The organism is Vibrio sp. B7, assembly GCF_963888765.1.
Classification (GTDB): Bacteria; Pseudomonadota; Gammaproteobacteria; order Enterobacterales; family Vibrionaceae; genus Vibrio; species Vibrio anguillarum.
This window is the reverse complement of record NZ_CAWPKR010000005.1, coordinates 1-23,218: the sequence shown is the minus strand read 5'-3', so window position 1 is coordinate 23,218 and position 23,218 is coordinate 1. Positions and strand designations below refer to the sequence as shown.

The 23,218-nt window shown below is 38.5% G+C and carries 15 protein-coding genes and 6 pseudogenes; 5 read left to right on the top strand and 16 right to left on the bottom strand.

Features of this window, described 5'->3' with window-relative positions:
* Positions 1–269 precede the first annotated feature (269 nt).
* The gene (locus AACV32_RS03135) at positions 270–593 is read right to left on the bottom strand and encodes a hypothetical protein (protein ID WP_170895646.1); all 324 of its coding nucleotides are present in this window, start codon (positions 591–593) and stop codon (positions 270–272) included.
* A gap of 314 nt (positions 594–907) precedes the next feature.
* Here AACV32_RS03135 and AACV32_RS03130 point away from each other — a divergent pair, with 314 nt between their 5' ends.
* The gene (locus tag AACV32_RS03130; RefSeq protein ID WP_170895645.1) at positions 908–1,663 is read left to right on the top strand and encodes a GMC family oxidoreductase; all 756 of its coding nucleotides are present in this window, start codon (positions 908–910) and stop codon (positions 1,661–1,663) included.
* Between the two features lie 10 nt (positions 1,664–1,673).
* Positions 1,674–2,028: pseudogene (locus AACV32_RS03125) on the top strand (ISAs1 family transposase); the annotation flags it as partial.
* 11 nt (positions 2,029–2,039) lie between these two features.
* Here AACV32_RS03125 and AACV32_RS03120 read toward each other — a convergent pair.
* From AACV32_RS03120 to AACV32_RS03050, 15 genes and pseudogenes are all read right to left on the bottom strand, one after another.
* Positions 2,040–2,213: pseudogene (locus AACV32_RS03120) on the bottom strand (transposase); the annotation flags it as partial.
* Between the two features lie 168 nt (positions 2,214–2,381).
* The gene (locus AACV32_RS03115) at positions 2,382–3,338 is read right to left on the bottom strand and encodes an OmpA family protein (RefSeq protein ID WP_170895644.1); all 957 of its coding nucleotides are present in this window, start codon (positions 3,336–3,338) and stop codon (positions 2,382–2,384) included.
* Positions 3,339–3,370: 32 nt separating this feature from the next.
* The gene (locus AACV32_RS03110) at positions 3,371–3,862 is read right to left on the bottom strand and encodes an outer membrane beta-barrel protein (RefSeq protein ID WP_170895643.1); all 492 of its coding nucleotides are present in this window, start codon (positions 3,860–3,862) and stop codon (positions 3,371–3,373) included.
* Positions 3,859–4,875 carry a hypothetical protein gene (locus AACV32_RS03105; protein ID WP_170895642.1) on the bottom strand — a complete coding sequence of 339 codons (1,017 nt, stop codon included), beginning with the start codon at positions 4,873–4,875 and terminating at the stop codon, positions 3,859–3,861. The genes AACV32_RS03110 and AACV32_RS03105 overlap by 4 nt, the downstream gene beginning before the upstream one ends.
* A gap of 22 nt (positions 4,876–4,897) precedes the next feature.
* Positions 4,898–5,608, bottom strand: coding sequence for a hypothetical protein (locus AACV32_RS03100; RefSeq protein WP_170895641.1), 711 nt, complete (start codon positions 5,606–5,608; stop codon positions 4,898–4,900).
* Positions 5,608–8,367 (bottom strand): TcfC E-set like domain-containing protein, encoded by a 2,760-nt coding sequence (locus tag AACV32_RS03095; RefSeq protein ID WP_170895640.1) that lies wholly within the window; start codon positions 8,365–8,367, stop codon positions 5,608–5,610. The genes AACV32_RS03100 and AACV32_RS03095 overlap by 1 nt, the downstream gene beginning before the upstream one ends.
* Positions 8,364–8,918, bottom strand: a complete 555-nt coding sequence (locus tag AACV32_RS03090) for a hypothetical protein (RefSeq protein ID WP_170895639.1) — start codon at positions 8,916–8,918, stop codon at positions 8,364–8,366. The genes AACV32_RS03095 and AACV32_RS03090 overlap by 4 nt, the downstream gene beginning before the upstream one ends.
* A gap of 58 nt (positions 8,919–8,976) precedes the next feature.
* Entirely contained in the window at positions 8,977–9,441 is a 465-nt protein-coding gene (locus AACV32_RS03085; RefSeq protein WP_170895638.1) for a hypothetical protein, read from the bottom strand.
* 246 nt (positions 9,442–9,687) lie between these two features.
* A pseudogene (locus AACV32_RS03080) lies at positions 9,688–9,807 on the bottom strand (IS630 family transposase); the annotation flags it as partial.
* A gap of 54 nt (positions 9,808–9,861) precedes the next feature.
* Positions 9,862–10,718, bottom strand: a pseudogene (locus AACV32_RS03075) (IS5 family transposase).
* A gap of 489 nt (positions 10,719–11,207) precedes the next feature.
* The gene (locus AACV32_RS03070) at positions 11,208–12,497 is read right to left on the bottom strand and encodes an RHS repeat-associated core domain-containing protein (RefSeq protein ID WP_170895637.1); all 1,290 of its coding nucleotides are present in this window, start codon (positions 12,495–12,497) and stop codon (positions 11,208–11,210) included.
* Between the two features lie 4 nt (positions 12,498–12,501).
* Positions 12,502–16,308, bottom strand: coding sequence for an RHS repeat protein (locus AACV32_RS03065; RefSeq protein WP_249339522.1), 3,807 nt, complete (start codon positions 16,306–16,308; stop codon positions 12,502–12,504).
* A 108-nt stretch (positions 16,309–16,416) separates the two neighbouring features.
* A complete protein-coding gene (locus AACV32_RS03060; protein WP_170895636.1) occupies positions 16,417–17,568 on the bottom strand; it encodes a hypothetical protein in 1,152 nt (383 codons plus the stop codon).
* A 344-nt stretch (positions 17,569–17,912) separates the two neighbouring features.
* Complete coding sequence (locus AACV32_RS03055; RefSeq protein ID WP_170895635.1) at positions 17,913–18,650, bottom strand: scabin-related ADP-ribosyltransferase; 738 nt, start codon at positions 18,648–18,650, stop codon at positions 17,913–17,915.
* 17 nt (positions 18,651–18,667) lie between these two features.
* Positions 18,668–19,027 carry a hypothetical protein gene (locus AACV32_RS03050; protein ID WP_017050325.1) on the bottom strand — a complete coding sequence of 120 codons (360 nt, stop codon included), beginning with the start codon at positions 19,025–19,027 and terminating at the stop codon, positions 18,668–18,670.
* A 441-nt stretch (positions 19,028–19,468) separates the two neighbouring features.
* Between AACV32_RS03050 and AACV32_RS03045 the strand changes: the two are divergent.
* The 3 genes and pseudogenes from AACV32_RS03045 to AACV32_RS03035 all read left to right on the top strand — a co-directional run.
* Positions 19,469–19,695 (top strand): annotated as a pseudogene (locus tag AACV32_RS03045) (transposase); the annotation flags it as partial.
* 226 nt (positions 19,696–19,921) lie between these two features.
* A pseudogene (locus AACV32_RS03040) lies at positions 19,922–20,525 on the top strand (transposase); the annotation flags it as partial.
* A gap of 486 nt (positions 20,526–21,011) precedes the next feature.
* Positions 21,012–22,643, top strand: a complete 1,632-nt coding sequence (locus tag AACV32_RS03035) for a methyl-accepting chemotaxis protein (RefSeq protein WP_170895634.1) — start codon at positions 21,012–21,014, stop codon at positions 22,641–22,643.
* Positions 22,644–23,218 lie beyond the last annotated feature (575 nt).

Here is a 23,218-nt window from a genome sequence, read left to right as displayed (position 1 = left end):
ATGAACGATTATCTCATTAACATAGAGTACCATTGTGATAATAAATATAAACAAAAGTACCAAAGCCTACTCATATCTAAACCCGCACTAAGATTAAACCCAAACTCTGTCACCTCTGTAAGTATATCTTTAATCGATATACTTACAGATGACATCGTTATTCATAACAATACTAAGTTGATCATCAAAGCCATCAAGTTAGGTAAATATTCTCATCAAAACAGAGAGTATGAAAAAATCGAAATACCTATCGTTTGGATATAAATGCCTTACATCAAACAATTTCTTTTTTTATAAACGCTAAGCTCTATCGGGCTTATGTATCCGCTTGCATCAAAATCAACGGACGAAAACTCATGATTTTTAATCACCGTTAACTCACTTGCCGTCAATCGACCGTCATTGTTTGTATCCAATACCGTAAATGTTGGTAATAATTTTTTTATACCATCGCACTTTATATCTGGAACCACGCCAGTGAAACTAACGGTAGCAGAAGTGTGACTACGACTATGCCCAAAAGGCATATAAGCGATAATCAGACCACAAGTAGCGATTAAAACCATCCATTTGCTATTAAGCTTAATACCCATCACTAATCCCTCTTCATTTTTCCTACCCACTTTGAGAATGGTATGACATCCATTTTCTGTCAATAATTCACAAAAAAAATAAGAAAAAACCTACAAGCCCACACAGCCTCCCCCACAAAAAATCTGAATTTTCTATAACTCACTATTTTATATAAGAAATATCTGAAATCTTATTTTTAAACCCTTTATCACTGATTGAATTGTCGCTTTACCCTAACTTGCCTTCGCCAATTTCAGTTTTCGCTGTTTTTTCATTTACTTAACGACAAAGGAAACTCTGGCTAAAATCATTCACAATAAAAAGGTCGATATTTATGAAAAAAATTTCTCGTCGTCATATTTTTTTGCTCGGTAGCGGAACTATCGCAACCAGCAGCTTGCTATCAAACCCTGCACACACTTTTATTTTTAAAAATACAAAGTACAAATTAATGGTGCCGGAACTATTTTATACTCGACCAATCCCACCTCAACACTCGAAGAACGTGGTTATTGGCTCTGGTTTTGGCGGTGCAATATCAGCACTAAGACTTAGCCAAGCGGGTGAAGAGGTCACGCTTTTGGAACGCAGGTTTCAATGGCCAAATTCCGATACTAGAGGAATATTTTCGGATGATATGACCCCCGATGGGCGGGCTTTTTGGTTTAAAAATAAAGTGAAAATGATACCAGGCCACACTGCTTATATGGATTCATTTGGCGGCGTACTTGATGCAACTGAGTATAAAAACATCACTATATGGCGTGGAGCCTGTGTAGGCGGTGGCTCGGTAATTTTTACTGGAGTCATGATCCAACCAGAGAGGCTGTATTTTGATGATATTTTTAAAGGTAGTGTCGATTATGACGAAATGAATAGCATTTACTATCCGAGAGTTAAGAAAATGCTTAATCTAAGTAGCATGCCAAACGATATCTATACTAGTGGCCCATTTGGACACAGCCGAGTATGGGATGATCAAGCCAAAAAAGCTGGTTATACCCCCAGGGGACATCGCGAACGTTTTTTAATCAAATTAATGATCGATTTAACGATCACATTTAGCTGTGATCTTATACTCTCTTTTTAGGGAAAGCATTATGCACATCGACCACTTCAAAGAACATTTTCAAACGATCAACGCCAAAGCCCAAAGGTCACTTATTGCCTGCTCGAAGTCCTTTTGGGCTCGCTATGTGCGGTGATTGCTGGTGCGAAAGGCTGGTTTGATATCCGTGAATACATTCTCGGTCATCATGATTGGTTTCAGCGCAATGACCTGTTTTGCATGGTGTACCTGCTGATGACACGATTGCTCGAATAATATCTACGATTGAACCCGAGCAGTTTCATGAGTGCTTCATTAACTGGATATCATCAATACACACCCTTACTGAAGGTCAAGTTATTGCAATTGATGGCAAAACACTTCGAGGCTCTTACAATCGTGATGAGCATGATCCATGTTGAACATTTAGTTCCAAAACATCACAATCTTTCATATTGCATAAAATATAGATTAAGCGATAAAGCTCCTTACCTACATTACCTTGCAAGATCTTGAATCTGTATTTCGGCGTCCAAACTATGTGGTATTTACAACGCCAATGGACATGTGATGAACTTCTGTAGTCGCCCATGTTTTTTGTTTCCTCTTACTTGTGGTGAATAAGAGGTTTACTTCTAACATGGGCACTTCTTCGGGCAATAGCCCCAAAGTTCAATCACCACCGCCCAAGGCGGTGGTTTAGGGATAACAATGAAAGCCTATGAAAATCAATTCCATAGGCTTTATCTAGATAAGACGTTTATTTAAGTTGAATTTCTACCGAGCGTTCTACTGCATTATTGCCTTCAGTAATCGGATTATGATAAGAAACCGCTGACCAAAATAATCTTTCAGGATCAATGTCTTGACTTACTAAATAGTGGTAGATATTTTTCGCACGTTCAGCGGAGATACGTTCATTAATGGCATATCCACCGGTTTTATCGGCGCGGCCCGTCAACTCTGCTTTAAGTTCAGGCATCGTCTTCATTAACTCAGCTACTTCTTGTAGGTGGAACTCTGCTGCACTGTTATGAACAACCCTAGATTGACCTAGGGGGAAGGTAATCACATAATTTGTTCTTACTAATTGTACGACCTCTTCGGTTTTAATTTTCTCAATATATTCTATTTGCGGCACAATCACTTCTTGAACGGCTATCTGATCTTGTTGACCAAACTTGTAAGCGATACCTAAATAGACTTGATGTAAGTGTGTATCATTACCTGAAGCAAGTTTAATATTGTCATAATAGTTATAACCCACTTTGGTCGCGAAGCGTTTCGATATGGTGTATTCAAGGCCAGCACCAACCACGCCACCATAACTATAAGATTCATGCAATTCATTATGATCATCGGCAAGATAATGACTCATACCGACATTGGCGAAAGCGGATAGATTATCCGTTAAAAAATAGTTCGCTTTTAGTCCTAATACGCCGATGTGTATTTTGTTTTCACTTACTACATCCATATAATCATAGCTAGAATATAATGATGCATTATCATGGAACTGGTAACCAAATTCTATTTTACCTGTTGGGCCATAATGATTTTCATTGGCTAGCTCTGGGCTGTTTTCTCGAATCACAACACCACTACCAATACCTAACCAAAAACCTTTTGCATAACCAGAAGGTTGAGGTGCTTCACTAGCAAAAACATTTGGTGACATTGTTCCTAAAAGAATAGGAAGCCAAAATTTTTTTAACATAATTTTCCTTAAAATCGTCAATATTATTGATATTAAAAATAAAAATTCATGCCCACTGATAATGAGTAGATATCATCATCACCATGGCCTTTATACAGGTATTCGTAACTAAACTGAGCACTAAGTTTTTTGTCTAATTGTTTTTTAACACCAATCACGGCGCTAGGATTGATTTTAGAATCATAGACATAACCGCCAATACCTGTATATAAGGTAAAATCGGAATCAAGCTGATGTAGATAAAGCCCTTTAAGTTGATAAGCATACACATTGTCACCATCTACATTTCGACCATAGCTACTATAGCTACTTTCTATGCTCCAATTCGGGGTAAATAAGTAACCCGCTCTTATACTTGCCCCAAGTTTCTCAGTCAAATCATGGTCTTTATCATTCACATTATAATGAATCGACGATCCAGCGTAAAAATGATTGCTTTGGCTTTCGGCTCTTAAATGAAAGGCAGCTAAAGTCAATACAATGAGGGAGATTATATTAATCATCAACAAATGCTTAAATTTCATAGATTCTCCTCAAACACAATGCTAATAGTGTCATTGTAACTGCCCGCTTCCACTTGATCTTTATGGATATTTTCGTAACCAACGTCTAGAAGAAAATTAATATTAGTCATATTGCGTTGCCCTTCTGAAACAATAATCAGCTCGTGGAGTAAAACACCCTCTTTAACAATATCACTCGCCGAGCAAGCACCTTGACACTGTATCGAATAGGGTATTTTATTTGGCCCATTTAGAGTATAATCGCGATTTATAAAATATAATTTTATACCGTTATTGAAATAACCACTAGCATTGATATTAAAGCTTGTTGAGCCAGAGATCGTATTCTTTTGAGTATTATATACTGGTTCAATTATCCCATTACCTAAAACAGTAACAGCGGTTAAATAACTGGGGTGATAGTCTAACTCTACTTCAAAGGTATAAGGAACGTTACTGTAAGTTAATGCACCGGAGCTGGTATAGTACTCATAACGAGCAACCAAAGATACGCTGCCGATATATTTTCCCATTTCCATTCCTTCAAATCCGCTCAGTAGCTCAGCTTCATTAACCTCAACGATTGGACGAGTGAAATAGAAGGGATTTACTCTCGATGGATAAGTAAAATCGAGGTTTGAACGGCAGTTTTCACCCAATAATGCCACCGTTGAGTTACTCATACTCAAAACTTCACAACTGCCTACATTACCACTTTGATTAGGCTTTAAATCACCCATATTATATTCAAGACCGACTACTTTTATGGCTGCAGATACAGAACCGCTGGGGCCGGACAGGTTCAACTGTCCGGGTGTAGCCGCAGCATGAGTAGCAGGTGTCCAGCGTTGGGTACCTTCAAGGTTATGAATAATATCCCAATCGGTTGGAGTATAAAAGTTGCCACCGGATATTTTCATAGCACCAATCCAATCCAGTTTATTGTCAGTTATTGTGCCTCTCATCGATGCCGCCTGAGTAAAGAAAGGCAAACAAATAAACGACAATAAAATGATGTTCCGATAAATTTTCATAATATTTCCTAAACTAACTTATTTATTTAGTTAAGCTCAATGATTGCTTATTTTTATAAGATTCATCATGGTTATAAATATTAACATCAACAACATTGCGTTTAAAATGATCAGGCAATTTAATTTGTCGTTCTCTTCCAGCCACTAGACGCTCTGTTATACGACAATTATTTTTTACCGTAGAAGTGCACTGATCAATCACTAGATTTAATATCGTATTCCCAGTATTTTTAGCGAGTAAGTAATCACCTTGATTAGTTAATGTGTAACTGATCTTAGGTTGAGTCGTAGGGATAACAAATAACGAAGCATAACCATAGTTAATAGTGACGAACGATTGCTGTGATTCCCCCTCCTCAAAATAAGGTGATGGTTCAAAAGCAATAGAGAACATAAGGTCTTTATCACGGGCACACCTTTCAGGGTCACACAACGCTCGGATACCGATATCCTTACTAACCCCAGGCTCAATGATCAGTTTTGGTGCCGTGGTGATGAGTTTCCAATCATCAATATTCTCTTCAGCATACTGAGTTCTAACAATATTACCTTGTTCATCCGTCATTAACTCATAGACATAAGTATTAACAAAGTTAGTTTGTTCAAGGTCGTTAGTTAATGAAATCACACCATTTCCACGGCTATCAGAAACTAAATACATTGTATCAATCGTTAAAGCATTAGCCAATGAGCTAAACAGTAAAACACTGGCTAAGATTATTTTTTTCATCATTAGTTACTACTCCTAATTGCAGATAGACTAAGTTCTCTAATTGATAGTGCTTGGATATCTTTAACGTTTACAATATCTAACACGTCATTATCAAGACCAAGTTTAGCGTAGTCTAGTCCAGACTCTCCCGCAAGGACGTAAACAGCTTTGTATTTACCAATATTTTTAACAATCGAAGTCATACTATTTTTCTTCATTGCGCTAGAGATTTCATCGATACTAAATTTAGTATCGAATAAACCAATAAAGTATAATGCTTTTTCATTATCATCAATATTAACTAATATATATTCCATAGATTTTATATTTGGTACACAATGATTTCGACCAAAGTTAAGTACATCATGTGAGACTTTACTTTCTGGAATAATACAGGTGTTATCTCCTGAATATAATTCAAAATCTAAACCGTCCATCAAAGACACTTGAAATACACCATCGGTGATTTTTTGTATTTGATGACAGCCAGAGCCTTTGCAAACGAGATCTTTAACTTTGTTACCCATAACATCTTCAAATGAGCTAACAAAAGAAAATATGTTTCTTAAGTTAGGTTTTAATTTTACAACACTGCCTGGTTTGACAAATTCATTTATTCTTTTATCACCAAGGTTGATAAGTGAGACACTTTCTGTATCAATATTAATGTCATATTCGTTATAACTATTGAGTGGATACAAGGTTTTATCATCATAAATAAACGATTTATTTTGTAACTTACCATTTTTACGTACAGTAACGTAACCATAAGTATCTTGCTCGGCTAAGGAACTATTAAGTTCAATAGCACCATACGCATCCGCTTTATTCGAGGTAAATGCTATTGAGTTACCATCGAAAACTTGGTTACTGGATAAACGTCCTGATACCCCTCTTCTTTGTCCTGTCGAATCTGCGTAAGCGTGAACACTACCTTGCCAATGATCTTGTTTAGTGTTTGCAGATAATGCGGCATCAATTGTATTTTTATCTTTTTCTCTCGCGTAATAGTTTTGTGAAACAGAAAGGTCAGAATTGATTTCTTTACTCTTAAAAACATCGGTTTTATTCAAGCTATTTCTAACCTGATTCAGATTATCATTATTGAGTGCCAACATACTGTTTGATGAATAACCAGATCCAAGAGGTACAGATAAGTTCATGGAGGTGTTAAAGTTGTTATTACTGTCTTGATAATTCACTGACAAACTTAAGTTTAGACCATGTTTCAGTGGGATACTCACTCCTGATGTTGCTGACCAGTAGGAGTAGCTATCTTGGCTCATACCAATGCTATCCAACATCGTCTGCTTACCTTTTGAGAGGATCGAGTACGCATAAATGCCGTTACTAAAACGGTAGTTGCCACTTAAGCTAGTACGACTGTATTCACCATCTGCATAAATAAACTGAGCAAGTTTGCCTTCATCACTGCCAATAGAAAAATCTTCATGTCTTAGTGACAGAAAACCATTACCAATGCTGCTGTCAAAATGATGGCTTCCATGGTTAAAATAATTTAGTTTCATATCTAAAGTAAACTGATACGGTAGATAAAATTGTGTACCGACTGTGGCCGCCCATTCACTATCAGAGTATAAACCACCTACACCGATCACCAATGGATTGAGTAAGCGAGCAGCAACTAAACCTTTAGTAAAACCTTTATTTTCAAAATGGTCAGCATAACTAGATTGGCCATAACTGTTACCATCAAATACGCCCGCACTAATTAGGTAATCAATATCACCCACCGCTAATGTGTCTCGAGAGCTATTGTATATTTGCACTACTTCTGATGAAATCACCTGCCCAGCAACAACAACATCGACACGAACTTGATAACGCCCTGATGGTAAATCACTATAGCTGATAGAGCCTTGCCCTTCGCTAATATTAAGCTGCTTAATAATACGATCATCACGATAGATGACTAACTCACCACTTGCTGGCGCATAATAAAACAACTGTTCATAAGCACCACGGTCACCAATCAAGAGGTTTTTTGAACTACCAAAGTTAGCCGATGTCTGCTGATAACGAGTATTCGTCGACAAAAAGTCAGTCGCATTAAACCTAACACCATTTTTAAATTTACCCAAGTATAAGCGTACATCTTCTATGCTCGCATCATATGACAGCTCTTTGATTTCCATGCCTTTAGATGACTGACTATTCGAATAGGAAAGATCAGCCGTTACATGACCTAAAGGCAAACCTAATAAAGATCTGTTATTGATCGTGTAGTTAGTATCTTGATCATTATAGTGACTAAAATAGATATCATTGCTGTTAATCAGTGCATTAGATTCATTTTTTGCAGTCGCATAATCCTTTTCAACATTATTCTTATTGTTATTAAAAAGTTTAGCATTAACAAATAGTCGCAGGTAGTTCTCATCATAGTCATACACGAAAGAGTAAACTTCCGGCACCACAACACACTCAGAGAGTTTTCCGCGGCAAGATTTATCAGAACTAACACCTTGCTCAAGATCTTTGATGAGCATGGTAATTACTTCTGGTTTGATATTACTTTCCTCTAAGTAGAACTTTAATTGATGTTTAGCATCATCTTTACTTTGATCAGGTAATCTTACTGAATCATAGTTAGTCGCAAGTAGAATATAACTATCTTCTCTATCATTAAGCGTACTAAATCGGACTTTTTTGTCTTTAAAAGAATATAAGCTTTTGAAAGATTCAGGAATATTCGCTTGCACTGGTAGTGAAGATACAACAAGCGCTGAAATAATAAGTGCTAATGGTTTCTTTTTCATATTGTAAATTCCAGTCTAACTGAAATGCTCCCACTACAACGTAATAAATAATCATCGAACTGCGTTACTTCCGGCAAAGGTGCGAAAAGTAATTTAAAATCATGAATAGAGTGTTTAAAATCATTCTTGCTGGATTTAAAATCACCAACTTGAATACCTTCATTAATAGCTAGATTTTTACCATCAATCTCTACATCAACAAACTTATCGGATAACTCTAAAACACTCTCAGCCGCAGTATGACATTGTGACTGATTATCAGTAAGAATGATCTGATAACTAGTATTGACTTGGTTATCAGGGATATCCGTTTCTATATATAGTGACGTCTGTAACGGATGGAAAGTATCTATTCCTTTATTATAAAAAGCAGTTAAATTATTCGGAAAAAACTCCAATTTGGTAAAATTTTGTGAATGGAATTTTTTTTTGTCTATTACAGTAGATACGTGCAGTTGCTTAGTTATCACTGCTGCATTAACAGTAGAAAAAAAAGTTATACATAGGACAAATAAAGGTAATGTTCTAGCTAAAAAAATCATACGAAACATAATGCTTCCAACAATAAAAGCAGCTCAAACGAGCTGCTTATAGAAAAACCATCGTTTATTATAGAACAGCAGAAGCCACAAGAGTTACTTGAGCATTAACGGCTTCACCAGGCACAACATCAAGTGCCTTAGTTTGAACTAAAGTGAGATCAAACGATGCAGCATTCACAGGGCCATCAATCCAGCTTGTACCATCTAAATAAATATCCAGATTTGCTCCAGTCGCACCTGAGGTAGAATATGCAACAGTAGTGTTAGTAACTGTCCACTGTGCGGCATGCAACTCGTTAGTGTCAATCTTACGAGCCTCAAGTCTAACTTGGCTAGAAGCAAAAGTACCGTCTGCATTGACATATAACTCACCTTGCTCGACAGCACTACCATTTAGACCAGTAATTTTGATTACATCGCCTGTAGAACTGCCAGGAACTACACCAGCCCAAATTGCTGTTACTGATGGATTTGCCATAGCGTTAGATGAGATCGCAAACGCTGCGATGATAGCTGCTTTTTTAAAGTTCATTTTTGTTACCTTAATAATTAGTGTTTTGGTTCCTCTCTTTGAGGACGTGATTATTAAAACAAAACTAACCAAGGATAAAAATGAGAACTCTTCGGCAATAATCGTAATCTATTTCTGACATAGACTTCGATTGAATGACGTACTAGTAATGCTATTCATCTGAATTAAAAGAAGAAAAACTCTGCAGATAAGTACTCCCCTCTCCATATGTTTTACTGTTAAGTAAAAAGACCTAAATAACTGATCCTAATTATGCTTCACTTTTTGTAGTCCATGACCACCGCCGGGAAACGGTGAAACGTTATCCATAAAATTTCGAACCCGTTTTAATAGTTGCCACATTTCTTTGCATTGATGATTCCGAGTGGCGTTGTTGATCAAATCAGCTTGAAGAACAATAACACTATATATGACTAGCCGTTAGCTTCTGACGGGCATACCTAGTCCTATGACTTTGTTTATAGCTTTAACATTCGCCATGATTTCGCCCACTTGAGCGTTGTAACATCTCAAGCTCAGTCTACCGCTTGTTAGTCCTTTATATCGGGACATTGCAGTCTCAGATATTCAGCGATAGTGATAACCAGATTGGGCTTTCCACTCCGCTATTGTTCCATTTTTCAGAGCGGTTACTGCTCCGTTTCTGGGATGCCCATCTTCCCAAAGTGCTGCATTCTTTCGAGGCGCTATCGACGGGGTACAACCTTTCTTTTTCAAAGTCTCGTGGCAATTTTTGGTGTCATATGCTCCATCGGCAGATGCAGCAGTGACCTTTCTGCGTAGTGGGTTGAGCAACGTAGGTAGCACTTCACTATCGCCAACATTGACGAGGCTGACTTCCGCACTAATCACCTCGTGAGTATCTAATCAACAGCTAAGTGTAGTTTGCGCCATGTTCTGCGTTTATCTGCACCATGCTTTTTCACTTTCCATTCACCCTTACCAAAGACTTTGAGGCCAGTTGAGTCAATGGCAATATGGCGAATAGCCCCTCTTTACTGATACAGGTGTAGTCAGGGGACGTCAGCGGTACATCCAATAGTTCAAAGATCGAATCGATAAAGCCTTGAAGTGCAAGTAATGGCAGAGAGAAGATGCCCTTAATCATCAAAGCAGTTTCAATCGCTGTATCTGAGTACTGGAAGCCTCTACCACGCTTACCATGGTGGGTTTTGCATTGCCATGCAGTCGTCTATCCAGGACGTAACCGAACCACGCTTGCACAGAGCCTTATTGTACTCCACCCAGTTAGTTATCTTCTTTTTCGTTTTCCCCATGTCACCACCGCTCTTACCATCACAAAGGATCAGATCGCAGGACTTGGAAAAGGTTCAACTGATTTAGGCAACAACGCCCCTAGCAACTACTTTACCAGATACATAGCCGTTTCTGAGAGAAAACGCTAGTGATAACCATATCGCTGTTTCCACTGTTGATTTGAGCCATACAACTTCTGACATGCCACACCAATATTTCGCGACAGACTGTAGTGGGATAGTGAATTTGGTCACTTAGTTAGGGGTGATATCATCACCTCATAAGTAACAAAGCCGATAATGTCTCACCCTTTCCTAGCTGTGGACACGGAGTACAGAAAGTGAAGTATAATTAGGATCAACTATTTAGATCTTGATCTATCAAGAAAGCCTTTTGTTATATCTTTATCACTTTAATAATACAACCTAAAAGACACCGACTTTAGGCCGATGTCAGGTGATAACAGGATTTGTGTATTCAACCGGTCGAAGTCACCATAGATTCACTCCCTACGAGCGCATAAAACTCGTAACAGGTTCTAAATTAAAATACTCAAGCAGACAACTATCGTTACGACCGAAGCAATAAGCTTGAACATGATGCCCTTGACGAGATAAGTGAGCAGTAAACTCATGTTTATTGATGCCAGCCATATCATGTAGATACACTCGTCTACGCGGCATGTATGATGAAGAACGCGACTTGAAGACTGTATCCTCTATATAGAAATGTAACTCATCTAAATCTGGCCACCTTAACTGCCACATCCAATTTTCACCATCATCCACACCATGTGCCCCAGTGTAAATATGTACATCTGATCTAGAATTACGGCGTGCAATTTGCTGTATGGGATTCCGAGTAACATCGCCATGACTAGTCACCGTATCCGCCCCCCATAAAATCCTACGGTTATCTATATTTACCTGATGCCAGTGTTCACCGTACAACCTTCTTCTCTGATATTCTCGACTATGCAGTTTTTTGGTGTTTACTTTATCACGGCCGTAGAGACTTCTACTTCTATATGTGGCTGCTTTACTTGTATAACTCAGACTTATACCAAATGTAACTAAACCTATCACTGCCCCAATTCCTGCATTGATGCCCGCGTCTTTGGTACTGCTTCCCGCAGCCATATTTAGACCAAAGTCAACCGCACCCGACACTATTGAGTCTGCCACGGCCAAACCAGCCTGAATTCCCGTCTTCATTCCCTGAGCAGCTGCGCCAAATCCACCACTAATCGCCCCCAGAGCAGCCCCAATACCCACCTGTTTCCAATCAAACCCGGTATTGGTCACCCCTGCTCGGATGCCCTCTGCTGTTGCCGAAATTGCGGCCCCTACAGCAGCTCCGACAATCGCTCCCATTAACAGTGACATAAGAGCAAAGTGTCCGCTAGGGTCCTTAAGATTGATTGGATCACCTAAGCAATAGGCGTAGCTATTGATACCGCCTTTGCCAAAAGGACTCATGTTGTCGCAGGCATGAAACCTCATCAGTACTGGATTATAGGCTCGATAGCCTTTGCCCAGATGGTACAATCCGGTAAGTGGGTCTTTTCGCTCACCGTTAAAACCAAGGGAGTTGGCTAATAAAGGGTTGGTGGCTCCATGTGATGCTCTCCCCTCCTGCGCCGCTTGCAGCAGAGGCGAGAACAGGGGCAGAGACATACCTACACTAACAGCTAAGGCTGAGGAACCCAGTACGAATTGTCGTCTGGAAAGATTGGGTTGCTGGCCCAGTATGGTAGGGCGATAGAGTTTTGTGGGTAATTTAAATACGACTGGTTTCATCGAATTATCCTTGTCCATAAGCGGTATATTGGCGCGTGGCATAGTCGCTGGTACTTTCAGCATTTGCTGTCACGCTGGCAAGCACACTGCCTTGGGCATTGTGTATTAGCATTTGCTTCGTCTGGATATCTTCATATTGATTGTGCACAGTGCGAGAGGTTGCCGCCCCAGCAACACTGTGATAGTGGCTGCTCATACCATTGCACAATTCATTAACTAAGGCATCACCTTGGTAATAGAGATGAATGAGTGCCGTTTCATTGCGTTGACAAACTACCTCATCAATGGAGTTATAGTAGTACTCAGATATAATCTCGCCGTCTTTTGCAACTTGGGCTATTTGTCCTAGTTCATTGTAGCGATATTCGCGTCCTTGATCGTCTAGCAATAGGTTACCAGCGGTATCATAGTTAAATACCAGCTTTGGGGGATAATTAGGGTGAGTATTGGTGATAGTAAGTAATCTAACTGGACTATTTTTATCGTATATATGTTGTGCTCGATTAATACCCGGATTTCCTTCCTTATCGACTAACTCGCTGTTAACTTCAGTAATATTACCAAACAGATCATAGCTAAAGTGCTGGGCCAATATGCTATGTCCCAGTTCATCATTAGGATGATTGGGCCCATCACAGCGGTATTCTACCAAGCGATGCAGATCATCGTAAGTCATAGTCTCTATAGTAGTTTGTCCTTGCTCTTGGTGTATTTTTTCGACTATTTTTAGGTCTTGATTAAACACTTGCTCTAGGGTAAAAGCCTCGGTATCGTTGAGCAGTACACGTCTAAATCCTTCCAAGCCCAGAGCATTGAGCGTAAGCATAATTTCAACCTTATTGCTTCCGTCTCCAGTCTCAAACTTAATTGGACGACTAAAGGCGTCATAACTCAAAACTGTTTCGCTCCTCCCAGTCACCACATGTTGTATCCGCCCAAACTCATCATAATGATAAGTTGTTTCTACACCGAAAAAGTCTGTTTTACTTAAGAGCTGACCCTGTAATGAATAGCTGTAATTCGCTTTCTGCTTTGTACCATCGATATATTGCACGCTCTCGAGAATCAATTGCCCCAGACAATTATATTGGCAAGCCCGTTGAGTGTACTGATTAGCATCCTCTAATAGTTGGCCCGTGAGCTTATCATAGGTGTAATGGCTACCAGTGGTCTCTTCCTGCCCTGCGCGTTGTGTCATCACCTGTAGATAGGCATTATTCACCATGGTTATGTTATTACCCAAGGCGGTTGTTGTTTGAGTCGGCATGAGGGAATGCTGGGGATAACTGAAACGCTGCGTCCCTGCAGCACTAGATTGTTCGTGAGTGAGGCGGGCTAGGCCATCATACTCACGTCTGCCAAGCTCGATACCATTTACCTGCATCTTGGTGACTAAGGTATCTGTAGTAAAGTTGGCATAGTACATCTGTTGGGATACTAATTCACCAGCGATGGTTTTATCTATCCTTAACAGACGGTCACTCTTGTCATAGCTCATGCGAGTGATACGTCCTTGGGTATCTTCGGTGCTTAGCAGATTACCGAAGCCATCATATACGTATTTTGTCTTCGCCAGTGTATAGTCGTCAGCATCCAGCGTCTCCTTGTATACCTCTTGCCCTGAAAGGTTATAACGGGTATGCGTGCTCATCAGTTCCGGTATGCGGTAGTGAGTGACGAGCCTAGCTAGATCCTGCTCTATTAACTCCACCCGTCCATCGGGGTGAACAATCTTGCTGACCTCACCGTGCATATCGTATTCAAACTTTGTGGTCAAAGTTAAAGGGACACTATCGTGTAAATAATCCGTTTCATGTTGAGTAACTAGTAGACCAAAGGAATCATACTCACAGCGCTTGACTATCCTGAGAGCACTTTGCACATCACTCATTTCGAGGCGGATCAATTTACCGGCATTGTTAAAATGTTGGGTCTGCTTATTTCCTTTAGGGTCAATAGTTGTGATGCTATTATTACCTGAATTAACACTATACTTATATCGGGTAATAGCTTCATACTCAGTATTAGGCGCAAAAATATCTTGAATGACTCGTCCTAACTCATCGTAATTAGCTCTGGATACAACGCCCTCGGCATTTATTTTTTCGATTACTTGGCCATCCTGATAACGAATCGTCTCGCTGGCGCTGAGTGTCAAACCATCATGGGTGGTTAAGGTACTCGAGGTCATCAGTGTTGTGTCACCAAATTCATAGCTCAGCTCAGTAGAGCGTTGGTAGCCATTAACTTCCTGCAGTTCCTGTTTGATGCGGCCATAGTGTAGTGGTTTTTTAACGTCATTATGGTAGCTAAAATGTACTTTTTTATCTGGAAGTTGCTGTTCACTAAGCAGCACAAAATAATCGGCTTCAGCATAAGCGCTGGAACGATTCAATTTTGATAGTTTAATATAACGCTGCAGGGTTTGACGAGGCTGCTCGCTATGGGTTGTGTTGCTGGGATAATGAGTCTCACTTTTGAGTAAAGACACCATACCATTAGGCTCGGGTGGACACGCATCATTTTCACCTTTAGCTGGATAGTACTGCCACACTGTTCGCGAACCATCAGGCTCTATCTGGGATAAGGGATTCGTATACTCATCATAACTATAGGTGGTACTCTGACGACGGCTATCACTATTATGGTAATAGGTAATATGTTGGGCCTTGAGCAGACTGTATTGAGCTGGCTGCTGATCTATGCCCTTATCCAGTTCTGCGTAATAGTTATTTTCTTCCAGTTTATAGGTGGTGCCATTCTGGATATACTCGGCCTTCTCCAATAAATGATATTTGTTATAGGTTCGAACAATTTTCTGCTGTCCATTGATGATCTCAGCACTGACGAACTTGTAATCATTTTGTACCTTGAATAAGGTATCCTGTCCCTCAACCCAAGACTGGTCACTACCATAACCAAGGTAGTTTTTAGTAGAAAATGAATACTGAATAGTTAAAAAATCTTGGTTATCACCTGGTATCATTCGATATTCGACCACATAGGGGCAAGTCCCTACTGGAGCGCCTAGTGGAAGTTGATGACCATAATTATTATATGTTATCTCTTCTATCATACCAGAGGCATGAGTTACTCTAGCGATCACATCATAGTGCTCACCAACAGCAACATTATACTCTATTGAAGTTTCTTGATTATCGTCAAGGAAGATAATGCGTGACAACCTTTCAATTCCGCCAAGACCATATTTTTCAAAAACTATATTCTGATAAGTGTTGCCATTAAATTGATGTGTTATTTTTGTTTTCAATTTATCGTTTCTATCTATCAGAAGCTCTCGCCCTGTATTGTCGAAAATTCGTTTCAAAACGGGATAATTCTGAGGGAAGTCGTACTGAAAATTTATATCTAGACCATGATTAGACACTACTCGTGTCAGGGTTCCCTTCTGGTAATCAATGAACTCTAGTGTACCATCCTTATGTACGACTTTTATTTCTTGCGTTGAGTTGAGATAAAAAACACGTAAATCTTTTAGTTTGCGATAGGGGATGTCGTATTCACCTTTATCTGTATTGAATTTTATTTCAAAACTTTGCCCGCTTGAAAGATATAAGTAATTTCGATCCTTATCGAAACTGCTCAACGCTATATTCCATCCTTGGCCAAAACCTATATCGAATTTATTGTGGATGCTATACCTCAAGCTCAGAGACAATGTTGATCCTGAGGTTTTGTGAGATAAAAAATTTCCTATATTTACCGATAAACTGTAATCCCCTGTACGAGGGTCAACTCCTGAAAATATATTTTCTATAAAATTAGATGCATTACTAACAATTGAATACATAAATATCTACCAGATTAAATGAAAAATTTCAGTATTGGTGTTGCGGCCTAATAGACTATTTTTAGGCCGCTGAGATAAAAGGCACGTCAGTTATAACATTGCCAAATGTTAATATACTTCATATCCTCTATTATTAGGAGATCCATCCCAAGCGCTAACACGTCTAACTTTAATCTCTCCATTATTTCCATAGATGTCGTAAAATTTGACACTCTTTGGCTCTATTCTAGTTTGTCCCGGTAGTTTGGCGTATCCACCCCTACTTCCCCAGCTTGAACCATATAAAGTTAACAAAGTAATCAAGTTATCATCGTTACCATAGTTAGAATAAACGCTTGTGGTGCCTACTGGCTCATTTATAGAATACTTATAGTGAAAACCATGTTCTCTCTTACTCCCTTGTTTAATCGGAATTAAGTCTAACTTTGAATCTATGTATTGTGATTGGGTTTGTCCTGACATTTTGTAATATTGTGGAGTCTGAGTCGCGATTGTTGTGGAGAACCCGTATTCATTAGGAATTTTGTCGTCTACTGTTATTTTTCGCAATTGTAAACCTTGATATTTAGGTATGATATAAGTGTAGGTCATTGCATAGTTATAGCTACCCTTTCCAGCTGATATTGATTGCCAGCCAAATTTTGACTCATGAACATTAAAATCATTAATGGTGTATTTCTTTTCTTGTTGAGCAATAACATGGACATACATTCCACTAGCTGTGGTATTGTCTACACAAGTTGACTTTATACTGAGTTCATTATTTGCATTTTTTGCAGTCAATTCGACACATATTCTTGCTTCATGCATCATTGATGCAGTGACATATCTGAATACACGCTGTCGATTGTTTTCAAGTGATGGCCATAGTTTAACCTCATCGGCTATTTGTTGCACCTCCTCATCGATAAGACTAAGAACGCTATCATTATTTGAATAATTAAAGTCAGCAATATCACGACTCAAAATGTTATGCTCAAATTCATTTTCACTTTCCGTTACTTTCCAGTATTTACCTAACTCATCATCCCGCGTTCTTAACTTCACACTTTGAAAATTATAACCCTCAGCAAGTTCGAAAGTTATCTTGAGTGCGGCCTGCATCTGACCATTAGCGTAAATACCTGATTGAGCTCCGTCATTTGCTGTCCTAACCTCTAAATAATTAATACCTGCTCCTGGGGGAGCAGCAGCGAATATCATCGAAGAGAAACTGGTTGAGATTAATGTTAAAAAAAATGATTTTGGTATGAATGACATAATTGTTATCCTATATTAGGTTAAATAATTATAAGTATCTAACTTAAACTCTATTACGCTATCAACATTTCATTAAATAAAAATGACATGCATATTATTAAGTCTGGAGTTAGAACTTGTTACGAGTAATTGATGTGTATGTTTAGTTTCCTCCTTACTATTATTGGAAATAGTTCATCTCATTTATGCTCTGCTAAAATCAACGGAAATTAAAGATATTATTTACAACATCACACTAAACATTATTGGTATAAAAATAACAATGTTCTTTGGTTCATAAAAATCTTCCTCATGAGTTCTTATTACCGTCATTAATTAGCATGCATTTTATATTTAATCGTCACTTACAACTCATTATGTAGAAATAGACTAATCCCCAGCACTCCTCCCGCATTAAAAGACGGTGATGGTAATGCAGCCGCACCTTCAGGTTGTTCATTATTAATGTTAGTCATTGATGGACCCATATATAACATTGGCCTACTATCTATTCTCTCAGGCCTCCAATAAGTAAATGGCTCTTCGCTCGAATGAGTATCACCAGCGATATAGTTATGATTTGGTATTATAGTTGTAATAATTTCTCCATTTATTCTTTCTTGTACAGTTACGGACTCTATTAGCTCCGGAGGAATATTTATGTAAGCTGAATACTCCTGTTCTTCTGCTAACAGAGCTCTGTGAGTATCAGGGACTCTCACATGAGCAGCATCATAAACGTAATATATGCTATCTAATGCGGAATAGAAATTATGTGTTGCTCTAATTTGATATATATAAGATATATTATCAGGTGAAACATTAAGTAAATCTGTTGCAAAGTTCATCGCAGCATCTAATCTTGATGTTGTAGGTATAAAAGCAGAGTCTCTGCTCCCCCTCCTTCCTGAAGTGCCATCAATATGAGCATTAAAGTTTATATTCGTTCCCCACGCAACAAATCCTTTTTCAAATATCATATGAGGAGGACGAGAATCTGCTCTATAAACTATCTTTACAGGCATTGCGTGTACAGATGAAACCATAAAAATTAAAAAAATATAAAAATTACTAATGATAGTTCCATATTTTATTTTCTTCATAATAAATCAACCGATATTTATTCAACGAAAAGCTCAATACCTAGCAACTCATCAACATCTTGACCAGTTGGTTTAATACATACTTTTACTTTTGCACCTGTCAAATATGCAGTTTTAGCTAGATCATAGACAAAAGGATTTCTATCATGAATAGAATAATGGTATTTTTCCGAGATAGCATTAGGAAATTTAAGTAAAACTGTTTTGCTGTAATTTGACACTGGAGAAGTGTCGACACTATTAATCCTAACTACAGTTAATGGTTCAGCTACGTTGCCACTAATATTACCACAGGCCACATAGAAACTTACGCCTGCAAATGAAGGTAATGATAACAATGAGGCACTAATCAATATAGTGTTAATTATTTTTTTCATAGTAAATTCTCTACTCTCTATAGTATGCATCTTCTTTAAAATGGTAGCTGCAACATCATTACGGATATTTTAACATTATGAATGTTGTATAATGATAAGATACAACTCTGTATAATTTTAATACCAAAAAACCATTTAAACTTAAAAGTTCAATAAAAACCTACCACACTAAAGTTTTATTTTATATATCATTTATTTTTTTCGATAAATCAAAAACAATTTAATTCGTTAATTTAATTCAAAAAAATAACACTCATAAAAATATAAATATCAATTAAAATCAAAGAGAAAACGCCGATTTTCGATCAATTATCAATAGACTCAGTCACTTATACTTAAATGCTGTTTTTCTTAAAAAAAAGAATAAACAATTAATTCATTAAGATAAAACAAGAATTTTCCTACAAACCCATAAGAAAAAACAGACAAACCTAAGCTACTTTGTTGCTTAATTCAGAGATATACTGGAAACAGTACAATAAAGCCTTAATCAACCGCGGCCCTCTCTCCTTCTGGGTTGATGAAGCAATAAAAGACTGGGGACAAAGCAAACAAAATCAGCGTGACAGACCGCGTTGATGATGAAACGTATATTCGCAATGCCGTTAAGAACTCTGCAAGGATTCATTAACTCGATATTTATCCTTGCCCGTGCAGTGTTGCAGTGTTGCAGTGTTGCAGTGTTGCAGTGTTGCAGTGTTGCAGTGTTGCAGTGTTCACATTACACCTGGGCTTTGTTGCGTAAAAGAATTATCCACTTTCATTGTCGGTTAGTTAGCATTGTAAATGCTCACTGAAGCCTTATGGCTTCGTCGATGAACAAAATGGAGTCAGAACTTTATTCTAAAATTAGGTGCCGATTCTTAGTGAAATCACTATTACGTAACAAGGTCTTACACCTGTATCAGTCGCCGTGCTAAACAGGTTGAAATCTCACACTTTTGGTGTAATAAGACACATAACCATTGATGCAACGGGACTCAAGGTTTACGGCGAAGGCGAATGGAAAGTCAAAAAACATGGTACGTATGGTAAACGTAAAGTCGGGCGAAAACTCCATATTACCGCTAATACAGACATCCACGAAATCATCGCGGCAGAGCGTTACTGATGCTAAAGTACTACCAACCTTGCTCAAGAAAACCCTCAGAAGGGTCGTTGAGATATAAGCGAGGGGCTTACGATATCAAAAATTGTTACGATGCTATCCGTATTCCTCCAAAAGACGGAGCGGCATTCTGGAGAGAGGTCATCCCTGAAATATTGGGTTGGGTTGGCATGCAAGAAGTTGTTCGGCTCAAATAAAGATTGGAAACAACGGTATAGCTATCACAAGCGCTACCTCTCTCAGAAACGTATGCATCGGGTGCAGCAGTGACTAGATGGGAAACTTAATCTGAGGGACTACAACGCTCAAGTTGGCGAGGCTTACGCCATGATCAAGGTGTTAAACAAGCTTACTGGGTTAGGTATGGCTGAAACTTGTCGCATTGACTAAGAAATATACAAGACGGCGCACTCTATCTTTAAACTGAATTACGCAATGAAAGTCTGTCCATTCTGGCTAGAACAGATCACGTGAGTTTGTTATAAAATATTGGTAATAACTTAACCTCTTAATTGTGAAAGGGGTATCGTATTATCGAAGCGTTTAATTGGGTGTTATCAATAGATTTCATGAATTTATCATACAAAGCCATTTTTCTCCTACATAAAAATGTAGAATCGAGATTCGAAACAACAAGTAATATTTCATAATTTCTTCATGCGTTCATTTAAAACCAATGGTAGGTAATCGCTATTAATTTTATTGTGAAAACTTTAAATCATAAACATAAAATCCTTGTTATATAAATGATTTTATATTTCATAAGATTTTATGATTTTTTACCTGAAGGATTTGTATAGTAAGATTTACATTAATTCACCTTTTAAACCCCTTTAGTTTACTTGAAAACCATCTCCATTTTATAGGGCAACATGTATGCAATTTTCATTAAAAAATTTTTCTATTCGGGTGCAGATTATGCTTCCAGTTTTAGTAGCCACATTAGCTTTAACAGTCAGTTTGTGGATCATAAAAAATGATCTGGAAAGTGTACGAGAAAACGCTTCAGTCATGAGGATTTTATATCAAAATCAATCAGATGCGCTATCCGTTAATATTGTCGATGACATTAACGATATGCGTCTTCATGTTGCTGATTCTATAATCTCTCCAGCCATTCGAAAAGATCTCATGGCTAAATTAATGCAAAGGCAAAAAGACATCAGTACTCATTTAAACATATTACAGCAAGATGATTATTACCAAAGCGATGTACCTCATATTCTTAATCTTGTTGATGAGTTTTTAAATCGTTCAAAACAAATGCTCACATTTTTAGGACAGTATGAGGAAGGAACCGTTTCTGAGAGTGAATTTGTTGCGAAGAATACTTCGTTTCGAGCTCAGGCAATAGATTTACTCGCGACAGTTGTCAATGTCAGTAATAGAGCAAAGGAGCGTGAAGCAAGAGCCTATGCTGAGATTAAGGCGTACGAACGCTACGAAATGAATGTCGCTATGACTATTGTCTTATCTGTGCTTGGAATATCGTTGATGATTGCTTGGGTGCTTTCAAAAATGATTGTTGCCCCCATTCAGCATATTCAAGGGGTGATGCGTGAGTTGGCACAGGGGAATTTAACAGTCCGGGCAATGGTTGAGGGGAAAAACGAAATTTCAATTCTCAGTCAGGATGTTAATACAACGGCTTCCCAGCTACATACCATGGTTGATCATTTGAATCGAATCAGTGAAGAAGTTGCATCAGCGTCAACGGAATTGGCAGCGGTGATGGCTCAAGCGGAATCAAATGCGCAGCAAGAACTGTCTGAAGTTGAACAAGTGGCTTCTGCAGTGAATGAGTTGTCGAGTGCGGCAGATAATGTTAGTGCTAATGCCTCCGTTGCTGATTCGACGGCTCGTATGGCTGATGAACTAGCCAAATCTGGTTTGGCGATCTCTCAAGAGAGTGTTCAAGCGAGTGTAAAAATGTCGGAGGCATTAAATCATGCGGCAAATTTAGTACAGCGTTTGAAAGAGCAATCAGAGAAAATTAATGATGTTGTTGAAGTGATTCGTAATGTCTCTGAACAAACCAATTTATTAGCGTTGAATGCAGCGATTGAAGCCGCTCGCGCCGGTGAAACGGGTCGTGGCTTTGCCGTGGTAGCCGATGAAGTACGAATGCTCGCTGGACGCACAGAAAGTTCAACTAAGGAAATTGGTTTGATTATTGAGGATTTACAAAACCAATCCGTTCTAGCAAATGACAGTATGCAAACTACGATTGAGATATTGGCTCATAATAGTGAACTGTCCCAGCGTGTGAGTGATGCATTGGTTGGTATCTCAGAATCAGTTTCGGATATTAATGATTCTAATACTCAGGTTGCTACTGCTGCAGAGCAGCAGTCACAAGTGACACAAGATATTAATCGTAACGTAGTTAACATTTCTGAGCTTGTGCATCAGAATGTAACTGGTATTAGCCAGAGTGCCAGCGCGAGTGCTGAACTTTCGCAACTCGCTGAGAAGCAAAAAGCACAACTTGCTTTCTTTAAATTGTAAATTGCTAGTTTTGTATGCTTTGTTGCCTAATTAGTACTATTAAAGAATAGTGTCCTAAATAAAAAGGTTTTACTCAAATTGAAATTGTACTAATTCAGACCTGATCTGACAGTTACCCACTTTTCGACTCGGTGCCTGTCAGATTATATCTGGGCTAGATTCTTAGGAGGGCTGCACTTGGTAACAGGTGTCGCCTATCCGACATCGTTGTCATCAACAACCCTATCATTCGGCTCAAGTTTTTCTTGCTGAAATGCTGACTTCCGATGAAAACTCGAAAATGATTTATTAGGCATAACAACCCAATTCAAATTCAGACTCGAGTGACAGAGGCGTCTCTAAGCTTGTTTGGAGTAAGTTTCGTGAGAGCAAATCACACAGGAACGGTAATATTTTTCTTCCATTTAGGCCAAGATGGTGTCCTAAACTTTTTGCGGTTTGGGTACCATTGTAGTGGCATAGTGAATTTGGTCACTTAGTTAGAGGTGATATCATCACCTCATAAGTTAACAGGTGACACTATGACAAAACGTACAAGACGACTATTTAGCGCAGAATTTAAGTTAGAAGCAGCA